The organism is Exiguobacterium sp. s124, assembly GCF_018617485.1.
GTDB lineage: Bacteria > Bacillota > Bacilli > Exiguobacteriales > Exiguobacteriaceae > Exiguobacterium > Exiguobacterium aestuarii.
Genome location: NZ_JACSKH010000001.1, coordinates 129,228 through 142,464, shown reverse-complemented (window position 1 = coordinate 142,464; position 13,237 = coordinate 129,228). Strand labels below are relative to the sequence as shown.

Genomic DNA, 13,237 nt, shown 5'->3' with positions numbered 1-13,237 from the left:
CTATTCTGCCCATTTCGCCATAAATCGCTTAGAATCAATCATTATATGAATAGAACAGTTTTAACAAATCGACTGATACAGCCATTTTTGTAGCCGTTTTCATCCCGGTACCTTCTGTTCTTTACCCCTCGTGAATCGTGATAACCCTCACAGTGTCTCAAATTTGCCAGTCAGTGAAGCGTGTATGGTAAAATAGACGGCGAAGCCAAGTCCCGAAAGGAGTTTTTTTATGTCAGAACGTCCAATACCTACAACAGATACACAACATGCCGCCGCCACGTTAGACGGTTGGTATTCACTTCATGATTTCCGTACGATCGATTGGGCTCGTTTGAAGCTCGTCGATGCTGAGAAACGTCAACAGATGATTGACGAGTTCACTGCGTTCCTCGCTTCACTCGAAGAAGTCGAAGTGAACGGTGAGGGAAGCCACGCTTTCTACTCGATTCTCGGTCAAAAGGCAGACCTCGTCTTGATGGTGCTTCGCCCGACATTCAACGAACTTGAAGATGTCGAGCGCGCATTCCGCAAAACGGCACTATATGACTATATGATTCCGTCGTATTCATACGTATCGGTCATCGAGCTCGGTATGTATCGCGGATCTGGAGATGGGGACCCGTATCAAAATCCTCATATCCGCTCACGTCTCTATCCGACACTTCCAAAAACGGCACACATTTGTTTCTATCCGATGAGCAAGGCTCGTCGTGACGGAGACAACTGGTACATGTTGTCGATGGATGAGCGCAAAGACCTCATGTATCGCCATAGCATGATCGGCCGTAGCTATGCCGGTAAGATTCAACAGTTCATCGGTGGGTCGACTGGATTCGACGCATGGGAATGGGGCGTCACGCTCTTCGCTGAAGATTCACTTCAGTTCAAGAAAATTGTCTATGAGATGCGTTTCGACGAAGTGAGTGCGAAATATGGTGAGTTCGGTGACTTCTACGTCGGAAATATCTTACCGAAAGAAAATTTGAGCACATTCTTTAGCGTGTAAAAGGTTTACGTGTATAGCACCTCGGGAATTAAGGATGATGTAAGCAAGTAATCCTGATCAACGAGGTGAACAACGATGCGCGTGTTCAAAGAAACCGATCGAGACACTGCGGAACGTTTGGATTCGTTCATCGAACGAATGGCACCGACAGCAGAATTAGTCCAACATCGATTTGAAGAGCAACTCAAACATACACAGCAAAAGGGTCAGGCGAGCGCCTGACCCTTATTTTGTCGTGGTGACGTGAAGTGCGTCCCCTAAGAAAGTTGCCAATTCGAGCATCCCGAAACGTCCCGCTTTTGCTTCGGCATCGGAATTATAGTTCGTGTTCGTATTGACGTCATAGGCGTAGACGTTGCCGTCTTGGTCTCGAATGATCTCGATTCCGGCGATATCAATCGCATTCGCTTTCAGGAACTGCTCGAGCCGTGGAATGATCGGGTCATCGAATCCTTCGACGATCTCGAACTTCGCAGGCGGCGTCTCTCCGACCGGACAGAACTGATCTTCAATCGAGCACGCATCTGCCGGGCAGAGCTCGAAGCCTTCCGACGTATCGACACGAACCGCATAAAAGAACTTTCCACCGATGAATTCACAGCGAGTGATATATGGTTCCGGGGCTTCGATATATTGTTGGATGAGCGTGATGCCGTCAACCGAGTCCTCGAACGAGGGACCATATACATATTCTTTCAGTCCTTCGATCGTATGGAACAACTGGACGCCAAGCCCTTTCCCGGCACGGTTGTGTTTCGTGATGAACGGTGTCATCCCAAGCTTTTCGGCCGCCTCGATGATTTGGTCCTTACCGACTGCCGCAATCGTCTTCGGTACGCGGATCCCTTCGCGGCGAAGCGCCGTGTATTGATTGACTTTGCTCACTTCTAGGCGGATGGCACGTGTGCCGTTGAACACGGTCCGATCGTTCGCCTCTAACCAAGCGAGGACACCTTCCGTTAACTCGGGTGCGTACCGATGTCCACGTGTATGCGAAGAGGCACTCATGCGATTATAGAAGACACCTTCCGGGGGCGTTGCTTCGAGATCAATCGTCCCTTGGTCCAAGTGCCATAATTCATAAGGTAACTGTAGTTCTTCTAAGCGATGGACAAGGTGGTTCGTCCATTCTTCGTTTTCATGAATGACGTGAATTTTAGACATCATCATCCCTCCTTATCTTTGCTTTCACTTTATCACATTTATAACTGACAATTCCAATGTGTATGGTTTGTATAATCGCCAATTCTGAAATATCAGACGATTTCATGGTACAATGAACCTAAGAGTATTGTTTTTGAAAGGATGTGTTGTGCTTGCCCGTACCTGTTCTAAGTACTGATGTACTCATTTTACTCTTCGGATTACTACTCGTGTCCGGTGTCATGGCGACGCGAATCTCCACTCGATTCGGCTTGCCCGCCTTGATTTTATTTATGGGAATCGGCATGATCATGGGAAGTGATATCACCGGTCTCATCTTCTTCGACGATTCGAATCTGGCGCAGTTGATCGGAGTCGCCGCCTTAATCGTCATTTTGTTTGAAGGGGGTCTTCAGACGAAATGGTCGTCGATGCGGAACGTCCTCGTTCCAGCCGCCTCACTCGCTACGTTTGGTGTGTTGATCACGACAAGCGTTGTTGCTGTGGCCGTTCGTTTCGTATTTGGTTTCGATTGGATTGAATCTTTCTTGTTCGGTGCGATTATCGGTTCGACCGACGCAGCGGCCGTCTTTGCCGCATTTAAAGGAAAGAATATCTCACCGAAAGTCGGTGCGACACTCGAAGCCGAGTCCGGCACGAACGACCCGATGGCGATGTTTTTAACGATTCTTGCCCTCGATTTCATGATGAAGCCAGATACGACTATCTGGGATGGCATCTGGATGTTTGTCCTTCAAATCGTGGTCGGGGCTCTCATCGGTTTCATCCTTGGTCAACTGTCCCGCCTCATGTTGAATCACCTAAGATTAGAGTCGAGCGGTCTTCATGCCGTGCTCATGATTTCGATGGCATTTCTCACATATGGTGTCACCGCATACTTATTAGGAAGCGGTCTGCTCGCGGTCTATATCGCTGCGATGATTGTCGGAAATGCGGATACCGCGCATGAAGTGACGATTGTTCAATTCTCAGAAGCGCTCGCATGGATCATGCAGATCATCATGTTCGTCATTCTTGGGTTACTCGTCTTCCCTCGTCAACTCATCGAACCGGACTTGATTTGGAAAGGACTGCTCATTTCATTCGTCCTCATGTTCTTGGCTCGTCCGATCGCCGTCTATTTATCGACGCTCGGGATGGCATTCACGAGAAAAGAGAAGCTGTTTATCTCATGGGCCGGCCTGAAGGGAGCTGTTCCAATCGTCTTAGCTACATTCCCGTTAATTGCTGGTATTGAGGACAGTCAACTCTTATTCAATGCCGTCTTCTTCGTCGTCGTGACGAGCGCTTTGATTCAAGGGACGACATTGACACCGCTTGCCGAGAAATTGGGATTACTCGGTCCGGATAAAATCCGTTCCCCATATACCATTGCCCTCGTCTCGAGCAAACAGTCCCAACATAAACTCGTTCCTTACGTTGTCACGGAGAGTTCCTCGATGATTGGTAAGACGCTCGCGGATATCACGCTCCCACCGAACACCGTCGTGAACGCCATCGTCCGAAACGAATATTTGATTCCACCAAATGGACAAACATCCATCGAGGAAGGTGACCTTTTATATGTACTCGCCTCGATGTATCGTCATGATCAACTCGACCAGAAATTTGGTGAAGACGGTCTCGACCGAGTGGAATTGTAGGCAAAAAAATCAGCGCTTCGTATGAAGCGCTGATTTTTTATACGTGCATTTGTTTTGCTGATTGAATCAACGTCTCAACGTCGTCTGTTCTTCCTTCATGGAGCGCCTCGACGATAAAGCTTCCGACGACGACACCATCACATGCATTTCCAAGCGTCTGCACTTGCTCCGGTAAATGTACGCCGAATCCTGCCAAAACAGGAACGCGTGACTGCTCTGTCAATCGAGTCAAATAGGCGAGTAATTCATCTGGGAACACATCGGCTTTCCCTGTCGTTCCTTTGAGCGTGACCGCATAGACGAATCCTTCCGCTTTCTCTAAGATGGATGCTGTCCGCGCCTCACTGCTCGTCAACGTCACGAGCGGGATGACCGCGACGTCATGGCGATCAATCGTTGCGAACAATTGAAGACTTTCTTCAAACGGAAGGTCAGGAATGATGACCCCGCTTACCCCGCATTCCTTCGCTCGGTCAAAGAACGGTTGAATCCCGAATCGAAACACAGGATTCAAGTATGTCATCAACACGATCGGAACGTTAAATTGATCATTTCCTTCTATTAAATGGTTCAATACCATTTCGAGCGTCACGCCCGCTTCAAGCGCACGCATTCCTGCCGCCTCAATGATTGGACCATCTGCCACCGGATCGGAGAACGGGATACCGAGTTCAATCGCTGTCGCACCCATCCGTTCTAGTTCAACAATGGTCGGGATGAGTCGGTCCATCCCACCGTCACCGGCCATAATATACGGAACGAACGCCGCTCCTTCTCGTTCGCGAATCGCTGTCTCTAATTTCATCGTGTCGCCACCTTCTCTCGGATTGTGTGGACGTCTTTGTCTCCACGCCCTGATAAACAGATCACCAATGTCTCCTCTTCACCCATCGTCTTCGCGAGCGTCTCTGCGTAAGCAAGGGCATGTGATGATTCGAGGGCAGGAATGATGCCTTCTTGGCGGCTGAGCGCGAGACATGCATCGAGCGCCGCGTCATCCGTGACAGCTGCATACCGCACCCGTTTGATGTCTTTCAAGAAGCTGTGCTCTGGTCCTACCCCTGGATAATCGAGTCCGGCTGAGATCGAATGTGCCTCCTCGATTTGACCGGCCGCGTCTTGCAACACATACATGAGCGACCCATGTAACACACCGACTTCACCTTTCGTGAGTGTCGCCGCGTGTTTGTCTGTATCAATCCCACTACCTGCTGCCTCGACACCATAGAGCGCGACCGATTCATCGTTTAAGAACGGATAGAACATGCCCATGGCGTTGCTTCCTCCACCGACACAAGCGACGACGGCGTCTGGGAGGCGTCCTGTCTGTTCAAGGATTTGACGACGTGTCTCTGTCCCGATCACACTTTGGAAATCACGTACCATCTGCGGGAACGGATGCGGTCCAAGTACTGAACCCATCACATAATGCGTATCGTCGACATGTTTGACCCAGTAACGGAGCGCTTCATTGACGGCATCCTTTAGTGTACGACTACCTGATTTGACCGGAACGACTTTCGCTCCAAGCAATTCCATCCGAAACACGTTCAACGCCTGGCGCTCAACGTCGACCTCACCCATGAAGATCGTACATTCTAAATCGAGTAACGCACATACTGTCGCAGTCGCGACACCATGCTGACCCGCTCCCGTCTCGGCGACGACTTTTTGTTTCCCCATCCGTTTCGCAAGGAGCGCCTGTCCGATCGTGTTGTTGATCTTATGGGCACCGGTATGGTTCAAGTCCTCACGTTTCAAATAGACGTTCGTCCCAAGACGACGACTCAGGTTCGACGCATAATAGAGCGGCGTCTCACGTCCCACGTATTCGCTTAATAAGGAAGAGAAGCGCTCTTGAAACTCAGGGTCTTGCTTCGCCTCTTCGTAAGCGACCTCTAATTCTTCGACTGCCTGCATAAGCGTCTCCGGAATATACTTTCCACCGTATTGTCCAAATTTCCCGTTCACTGGTTGTGCATACATCCTAGTTCCTCCTTGGCACGTTGAATGAACGTGCGAATTTTTTTGATATCTTTCACACCGTCTGTCTCAACACCGCTCGAGACATCGACGCCGTCTGGTTGGATCGTTTGAATCGCTTGTCTTACATTGTCTGGGGATAGGCCACCTGCTAACCAAAATGGACGATTCGGTCGTTCAATCGTTGCCCAGTCTAAAATCTGTCCACTGCCCGGGGTCGGATGGTCCATCAATCGAACATCCGCCGCCACCTCGGTCGACGCATCGATAATCGGTAATCCGAAGATTCGTAGTTGTTCGATTGACTGCGTTCGATGGTGAATTTGTAAATCCGTCAGTCCCACGTCCATCGTTTGCGCGATGTCTTCCATTGAAGGACTTAAAAACACACCAACGATTCGAACCGATTGCGGGATACGCGCTGCTAACGTCTTCGCAGTGGCCACGTCGATTTGACGGGAACTCGGGGCGAACACGAATCCGATGGCATCCGCCCCCGCTTCGACCGCCGCTTCGACCGCTTCTTCTGTCTTCAATCCACAAATTTTAACGAACATGTTTTCAACTCCTCGAGTAACCGGGTCGGGTTTTCTTCCCGCATGAGTGCTTCTCCGACGAGAATGGCGCTGGCCCCGGCTTCTTTTAGACGCGCTGCCGCCTCGACGGTGCTGACTCCACTTTCACTGACGAACGTGACATCGGGATAACGTTCCATCAAATCGATTGATGTCTCAAGTGATACCTCGAACGTTTTTAAGTCTCGATTGTTGATGCCAATCAACACGTCATCGAGCTCGAGCGCGATGTGTAACTCGGCTTCGTCATGCACTTCGACCAAGACGTCAAGACCGATCGAGCGAGCGTATCGTGTCAACTCGTGGAGACGTTTCGGATGAAGTGCCGCTACGATGAGGAGCGCCACACTCGCACCGTAATGCTTCGCATAGTCGAGTTGTCGTTCATCGATGATGAAGTCTTTGCAGAGTACCGGGATTGTGACGACGTCGGCGACTTGTTGTAGATCTTCAAAAGACCCATTGAAATACGTCGTGTCCGTCAACACCGAAATCATCGTCGCTCCAGCTTGTTCATATTGACGGGCCCGTTCGGCGACGTTTACATCCTCCCGAATCATTCCTTTCGAAGGTGACGAACGTTTAATTTCCGAGATGATGTGGAATCCATCACGCATTCGATTCAAGAGAGCAATCGGCTCTGTCATGGTGATATCAATCGGCTCCATACGACTGACCTCTTCGATTTTCGTTCCGATGATTTTCGTTAAATAACTCATGCCTCTACCTCCGTACGTTGTAAGTGTTGTAACACGCGTAAGGCGTGCCCTTCATCGATACTGCGTTTCGCCTCTTTCACCCCTGCACGAAGCGTTGAAGTCGTGCCGTACGTGCAAAGGGCAAGCGCCGCATTCAATAAGACGACATCTCGCGCCGGGCCCGACTCCCCGTTCAATACAGCGAGTAGTGTCGCGGCGTTCTCTTCCGGCGTTCCTCCACGTAGTACTTCGAGCGGTGCCCGCATCAAGCCAACATCTCGTGGGTCGACCGCGTAACGCGCCGTCTGTTCCCCGTCAAAGAAGTACACCTCGTTCACACCAGCGAGGCTCGCTTCATCGAGGCCACCCGCACCGTGTACGACCATGCCACGCTCTACCCCAAGATGACGCATCGCTGTCGCCATCTTCTCAAGTAGTGATGGATGGTAGACACCGATCAGTTGTCGTTTCGGACGAAGCGGATTCGTAAGCGGTCCGATTTGGTTGAAGATGGTCGCCGTCGCGAGTCGTTTCCGGACCGGCATGACGTGCTTCATGATCGGGTGGACATGCTGGGCGAACAAGAAACTCAAGTTCGTCCGTTTCAAGTCGGCATGTACTTCTTCCGCCGTCTTCACAATCGGAACGTTCAATGCCTCGAGGACGTCCGCACTTCCAGACCGACTCGATACGCTACGGTTCCCATGTTTGGCGACCGGGATGCCGAGACCGGCCAACACGAAGGCGACGGTCGAGCTGATGTTGAACGTGTGCGCCCCATCACCGCCCGTGCCACAGACATCAAGTACAGGCAAATCCGTCGGGGGGAACTGTGCTGCTTCACAGATGTATGCCGCGAGTCCCGCCATCTCTTCTGCCGTCTCCCCACGTTCTTTCATCGCGAGTAGCACCCGTTCGATTTGTGCTTCATCCGCTTGGAACATCTCGCTTGCTGCCACTTTCATATCTGCTGTTGATAGTGCGTTTGTCTCCAATTGTTGAATCATCGTCTGTTCCCCCTCTAAAAATGTGTATAAAAAAACTCCACACGACAGTCGTCGTATGGAGGACGGTTCTAGACCGCGGTGCCACCTCTCGTTGATTCCGAAGAATCCACTCTCCGATGCAATCACATCGTATCCCGATAACGGGGGAAGCCGTCACGACCTACTTCATTCAGCCATGCTCTCATGAGCCCATTCACGCGGACGCCTCGGTCAGGATCTCACCATCCCTGACTCTCTGGACGAAACGTCTTCTCGCGCTACTCTTCTCAATCCTCGATTTATATTGTTGAAACGAAAAAGGGGTTACCCGCCTCCTCATAGCTTACGCTACAAGAAGGACGAGTAACCCCGTGGTGCCACCTTCGTTGGTTCCGAAGAACCCACTTCACGGACAATCATCCGCTTCCCCGTGATAACGGTGGGTAACCCGCTAAAGCCTACTCAAAGTTCGGTTTAGAGCTCAGAAGTCCATTCGCGACGTCCTGTATACTGATTCGCACCAACCATCAGCTCTCTGTCATACAAGATTCGTCGTTACTTCTCTTCGTCGACGCCTTTATTCGTTTCAGTTAAGTTAACTCGTACTATACAGGGAGGATGCATCCCTGTCAAATAAAAAAATTAGAAAAACTTTGCCTCTATATGTGCACCCCGAAATCGAGAACCTTCATCGGTTTTTCGAATTGACATCGTTTTTTTCTGTCTGCTATAGTCGTCCACAACAACATTTCACTCAACTAAAGGAGAATCGATTTTGGAAACAAACAAACTAAAACGCGAGCTGTCCACCCGGCAACTCACGATGATTTCCCTCGGGAGTGCCATCGGAACCGGGCTGTTCCTCGGAAGCGGGCTTGCGATCCAAACCGCTGGTCCGAGCGTGCTCGTCAGCTATGCCATCGGGGCGTTCATCGTCCTCTTACTCATGGGTGCACTCGCCGAAATGACGGTCGCCCATCCAACATCCGGATCATTCGGAACGATTGCCGAGCGATACGTCCATCCACTCGCAGGCTTTCTCGTCCGTTACTCTTACTGGGTCGCGAACGTACTCGCTGTAGGGGTTGAGGTCAGTGCCATCGCCATCTATATGCGCTACTGGTTCCCAGATGTGAACGGGTTCGTCTGGGTCGCCCTCTTCGGTGGACTACTCATTTACGTCAACGCCCGTCATGTTCACACGTTCGGGACGACCGAATACTGGTTATCCTTCATCAAAGTAACTGCCATTATCCTATTCATCGTCCTCGGTGCCGCCACATTGTTCGGCGAACCAGGATCACCGATTGAATCGATCACGACTGGAAACGAAGGTTTCTTCGCTTTCGGGTTTTACGGAATGTGGGTGACGATTTTCATCTCCCTCTTCAGTTTCCTCGGAACCGAACTCGTCGCCGTCACAGCAGGCGAAGCAAAAGACCCGGACCAGGCCGTACCACGCGCTTTACGCGCTACCGTGTTCCGCTTGACGTTCTTCTATGTCGTCACGCTTGCCATCATGCTCATGCTCATCCCATGGCAGCAAGCCGGAATCGATCAAAGTCCGTTCGTGCTCGTCATGGAACAGTTTGATGTGCCGTTCGCGGCAGGTATCCTCAACTTCGTGATTTTGATTGCCGCCTTGTCAGCGATGAACGCACAGCTCTATGCATCAACACGCATGATGTACTCGCTCGCAGAAGCCGGCGATGCACCGAAAGCGTTCAAAAAAATCAGCAAAAACGGCATCCCGATGTTCGCATTACTCGTTTCAACGGGTGGCATCGTCCTAGCCGCTTTATTACAAGTGTTTATGGAATCGTCATATCCGTTCTTGATGGGAATCTCGATGTTCGGAGCCATTTTCACTTGGTTCATGGTCTTCGTCTCCCACTTGTTCTTCCGGAAGAAATGGACCGGACGAAAACTCCCAGTCCGTATGATGGGATATCCGTTCCTCCCAATACTCGGGGCGGTCTTACTCCTCAGCCTGATGATCACGACATGGTTCACCGATTTCAACATCTTGTTGAAGTTCGGGGTACCTTGGTTGATTGGGTTGACGATTATCTATTACGTGCGTGAACGAATGCGTAAGAAACAAGATCATTCAAGCGATATCGAGCAAGCCAACTAACGTTGATCCCTTCGCCATAGCGGAGGGATTTTTTGTACGCACAAAAGCTCCTTTCGCAATCGAAAGGAGCTTTCTGTATAGGGCATCAGAAGAACTGACGCGGGTTGACCGTGCTACCTGCGCTCGTTGCCGAGTACGAGTAGCCGCCTTTATGAATCTCAAAGTGCAAGTGCGGACCTGACGAGTTCCCTGTGTTTCCAAGTGTCCCGATATTTGATCCTTGTGTCACACGCTGTCCTGAGCTGACAGATACTGAGTTCATGTGTGCATAAACTGTCGTCCAAACTTGACCGTTGATGACGTGCGCGATCATGACGTGGTTCCCGTAAGCGCCACCCCAGCCTGCACGAATGACCGTACCTGTCGCAGATGCACGAATCGGTGTACCTGTTGGACCAGCGATATCTAAACCGTTATGGAACGTGTAACCATACGCACCGCTCGCCGGACCCCACCCTTGTGAGTAGCGTCCTGAAGCCGGTTGAATGAACATTGAGCTAGACGGTGCTGGCGTCGATGTCGTCGGTGCCGGTTTTGGCTCCGGTTTCGGCGCTGGTGTTGGTGCGGGTTTCGGCGCCGGTTCCGGTTTTGGTGCTGGTGTTGATGGAGCCGTATTGTTTGAAGACGACGAAGACGGGGTATTCGTTTTATTGTCTTGCTTTTGTTGTGCAGCAGCTTGACGAGCCGCTTCCGCTTCTCGTGCTGCCTCTGCCTTGCGAGCAGCCTCAGCTTGACGTGCAGCTTCTGCTTGGCGTGCTTCTTCTACCTTACGTGCCGCCTCTTGACGAGCTGCTTCTTCAGCACGACGACGGGCTTCCTCTTCTTCGCGACGCTGTGCTTCGATTTCAGCCGCGATTGCTTGTTCTTGTGCCACTAACGTCGCTTCAATTTCTTGAAGGTCGAAGATTTGCGATTCAAACTTGATGTTCTTCTCTTCAAGCTCTTTGATACGCTTCTCACGTTGCTTCATTTTCTTCTCGAGCTCAGCTTGACGCACTTCAAGTGCTTTTTGTTGTTCGAGAAGCGAAGCACGTTCTGCTTTCAAGTCCGCTTGTGCTTCTTTGAGCGATTTTTGTGTCGCTTCATAGTCATCGAACAACTCTTGGTCACTACGCTGAATCGTTCCAGCCGTGATCATACGCGTGACAAGATCAGAGAGGTTTTTTGAACCGAAGATGAATTCAGCCCAGTTAATTGAGCCGCCACCGTTCTTTTGCATCGTGGCCATACGTTCTTTCATCATCGCTTCTTGTGCCTTCATTTTTTCTTGGTAATCTTTAATGTCGGCTTCAAGATCCTCGATTTTCATCTCGGTGCGCTTGATTTCTTGGCGCTTCATAGCGACATCGTTGATGATGTCTTGCAACTGCGCGTCCATTTTATTGACCTCTGCCTGAACTTTTGAAATCTCTTCTTTGTTCACTTCAATCTTTGAAGACGTATCGGCTTGGTTCTTTTTCACGTCATTGCGCTTCTCTTGTACTTTTTGTTGTTCTTCTTGTTTTTCTTTAATCGAAGTCGATGCGTCGGCAACTGTATGTGTGCTGATAAGCATCACACCAAGCGTCAGCGTCGAGACTGTGCGTTTCCAATTCATGAATGGGGTACATCCTTTCTTAAATGACAAACGTGAGTACCTACTACACTACATATTTTAAAGCCGTTTCAGTATGTAACAAAAACGATCATTTGGTTGAGTTTCAACATGACTAATTATATCTAACTGCTAGATATTTTCCTGTTAAAGTTATATTTCAATTTTATTACGCATGAACAACAGCACAGGCAACGAATATGTTGAACTTATTATTTATCAATACCTTTTCTAATCGTTCATTCTGACATCTCCCTGTAATATTTTATGTAAATAGAGAACACTTTACCCTATTTTCAAATAATAAATACATGAAGCGCAAATCTGTTTTCCAATTGATGGGATGACTCATCAAAAAAATCCATGCCCTCGCTGCATGTGTACATGAGCAAAGACATGGATGTCGAAATAAATTGATTCTGTCATTACAATTTCATCGCACCGACGATGACAAAAATCCAAGCAGCAATGAATAAGACGCCGCCGATTGGTGTCACGGCTCCGAGTTTCGTGATTCCCGTCAACGCCATGACGTATAAACTTCCAGAGAAAAAGATGATTCCCGCAAACATGAGCCAGCCGGCAATGTTAAATTGGCTGATACTCACACGCATGAGGAGCGCTGCGATCCCGACGATTCCGAGCGCATGGATCATATGATAGAGCACGCCCGTCTGCCAGTTCGCCAACATGTTCGGTGACAGTCTCTCTTTTAGCGCATGGGCACCGAACGCGCCAAGTGCCACACCGAGTGCCATCAATCCGGCACCGATCATTAGTAAAATCTTCATTTTCGTTCCCCCTTATCTGACTTTTCGTGCTGGTAAATTCCACTTTCGATAGTAGGATATCACTCGAAGTGTCGCTACGACAATTAAAAGCGCATAGACGGCAAGACCGCCTTCGAGCTTGAAGTAATACGTGATGACCGCAATGAGAATCGCCCAAATCGCGTACACTTCTGATTGCAAGACGAGCGGTTTACGCCCAGCCAGTAAGTCGCGGACCACGCCACCCCCGACCCCGGTCAGGACAGCCGCCGCGATTGCTGCCGATAACGGTAAATCCAGCTTGATTGCGACCTGTGCTCCTTGAAAGGCAAAGGCGACCAATCCGATTGCATCCACAATCACACCCCAGCGTTCCCAATGTGGCAATACAACACTTGGTAGCAGGAAGATGAGGAGTGCGACCAGAAAACATAAAATAAATAAATCGTTCTGTTGCCAAATCAAACTGACGGGGTTTCCTAACAGGACGTTCCGAATCGCGCCGCCACCAAAGGCGGTGATAAACGCGAGCAACCAGACCCCAAAAATATCGTATTTTTCATCCATCGCAATGATGGCTCCGCTCGCCGCGAACGCAATCGTCCCGACGACGTTGAGCAATTCCCACTCCATGAACATCCCTTGCCCTTTCTTCAACGCATTGTATGGTAAAGTATAGTT

General features: G+C 50.0%; 13 protein-coding genes and 2 other annotated features. Of the genes, 4 read left to right on the top strand and 9 right to left on the bottom strand.

Features of this window, described 5'->3' with window-relative positions:
- Positions 1-229 precede the first annotated feature (229 nt).
- The gene (gene hemQ, locus KNO85_RS00800) at positions 230-1,006 is read left to right on the top strand and encodes a hydrogen peroxide-dependent heme synthase (protein ID WP_214786093.1); all 777 of its coding nucleotides are present in this window, start codon (positions 230-232) and stop codon (positions 1,004-1,006) included.
- 75 nt (positions 1,007-1,081) lie between these two features.
- Positions 1,082-1,228 (top strand): hypothetical protein, encoded by a 147-nt coding sequence (locus KNO85_RS00795; RefSeq protein ID WP_012727492.1) that lies wholly within the window; start codon positions 1,082-1,084, stop codon positions 1,226-1,228.
- A 3-nt stretch (positions 1,229-1,231) separates the two neighbouring features.
- Here KNO85_RS00795 and KNO85_RS00790 read toward each other — a convergent pair whose 3' ends face one another.
- On the bottom strand, positions 1,232-2,170 hold the full coding sequence (locus KNO85_RS00790; RefSeq protein WP_214786091.1) for an ATP-grasp domain-containing protein: 939 nt from the start codon (positions 2,168-2,170) through the stop codon (positions 1,232-1,234).
- 152 nt (positions 2,171-2,322) lie between these two features.
- Here KNO85_RS00790 and KNO85_RS00785 point away from each other — a divergent pair, with 152 nt between their 5' ends.
- Positions 2,323-3,813: a potassium/proton antiporter gene (locus KNO85_RS00785; RefSeq protein WP_214786089.1), complete on the top strand. Its 1,491-nt coding sequence runs from the start codon at positions 2,323-2,325 to the stop codon at positions 3,811-3,813.
- A gap of 37 nt (positions 3,814-3,850) precedes the next feature.
- Here the strand turns inward: KNO85_RS00785 and trpA are convergent, their stop codons facing one another.
- The 5 genes from trpA to trpD are packed head-to-tail and all read right to left on the bottom strand — an operon-like array spanning position 3,851 to position 8,076.
- Positions 3,851-4,618, bottom strand: coding sequence for a tryptophan synthase subunit alpha (trpA, locus tag KNO85_RS00780; RefSeq protein WP_214786087.1), 768 nt, complete (start codon positions 4,616-4,618; stop codon positions 3,851-3,853).
- Entirely contained in the window at positions 4,615-5,799 is a 1,185-nt protein-coding gene (gene trpB, locus KNO85_RS00775) for a tryptophan synthase subunit beta (protein ID WP_214786084.1), read from the bottom strand. Before trpB ends, trpA begins: the two co-directional genes overlap by 4 nt.
- A complete protein-coding gene (locus tag KNO85_RS00770; protein ID WP_214786082.1) occupies positions 5,781-6,353 on the bottom strand; it encodes a phosphoribosylanthranilate isomerase in 573 nt (190 codons plus the stop codon). The genes trpB and KNO85_RS00770 overlap by 19 nt, the downstream gene beginning before the upstream one ends.
- Positions 6,329-7,090 (bottom strand): indole-3-glycerol phosphate synthase TrpC, encoded by a 762-nt coding sequence (gene trpC / locus KNO85_RS00765; protein ID WP_214786080.1) that lies wholly within the window; start codon positions 7,088-7,090, stop codon positions 6,329-6,331. Before trpC ends, KNO85_RS00770 begins: the two co-directional genes overlap by 25 nt.
- Entirely contained in the window at positions 7,087-8,076 is a 990-nt protein-coding gene (trpD, locus tag KNO85_RS00760; RefSeq protein WP_214786078.1) for an anthranilate phosphoribosyltransferase, read from the bottom strand. The genes trpC and trpD overlap by 4 nt, the downstream gene beginning before the upstream one ends.
- A gap of 55 nt (positions 8,077-8,131) precedes the next feature.
- Positions 8,132-8,359, bottom strand: a binding site (T-box leader).
- 48 nt (positions 8,360-8,407) lie between these two features.
- Positions 8,408-8,636 (bottom strand) — a binding site (T-box leader).
- A 194-nt stretch (positions 8,637-8,830) separates the two neighbouring features.
- Between trpD and KNO85_RS00755 the strand changes: the two genes are divergently transcribed.
- The gene (locus tag KNO85_RS00755) at positions 8,831-10,192 is read left to right on the top strand and encodes an amino acid permease (RefSeq protein WP_214786076.1); all 1,362 of its coding nucleotides are present in this window, start codon (positions 8,831-8,833) and stop codon (positions 10,190-10,192) included.
- Between the two features lie 85 nt (positions 10,193-10,277).
- Here KNO85_RS00755 and KNO85_RS00750 read toward each other — a convergent pair whose 3' ends face one another.
- From KNO85_RS00750 to KNO85_RS00740, 3 genes are all read right to left on the bottom strand, one after another.
- Positions 10,278-11,789, bottom strand: coding sequence for a murein hydrolase activator EnvC family protein (locus tag KNO85_RS00750; RefSeq protein WP_214786074.1), 1,512 nt, complete (start codon positions 11,787-11,789; stop codon positions 10,278-10,280).
- A gap of 422 nt (positions 11,790-12,211) precedes the next feature.
- Positions 12,212-12,577: a DUF423 domain-containing protein gene (locus KNO85_RS00745; protein WP_214786072.1), complete on the bottom strand. Its 366-nt coding sequence runs from the start codon at positions 12,575-12,577 to the stop codon at positions 12,212-12,214.
- 12 nt (positions 12,578-12,589) lie between these two features.
- Positions 12,590-13,195 (bottom strand): trimeric intracellular cation channel family protein, encoded by a 606-nt coding sequence (locus KNO85_RS00740; RefSeq protein ID WP_012727503.1) that lies wholly within the window; start codon positions 13,193-13,195, stop codon positions 12,590-12,592.
- Positions 13,196-13,237: the final 42 nt, after the last annotated feature.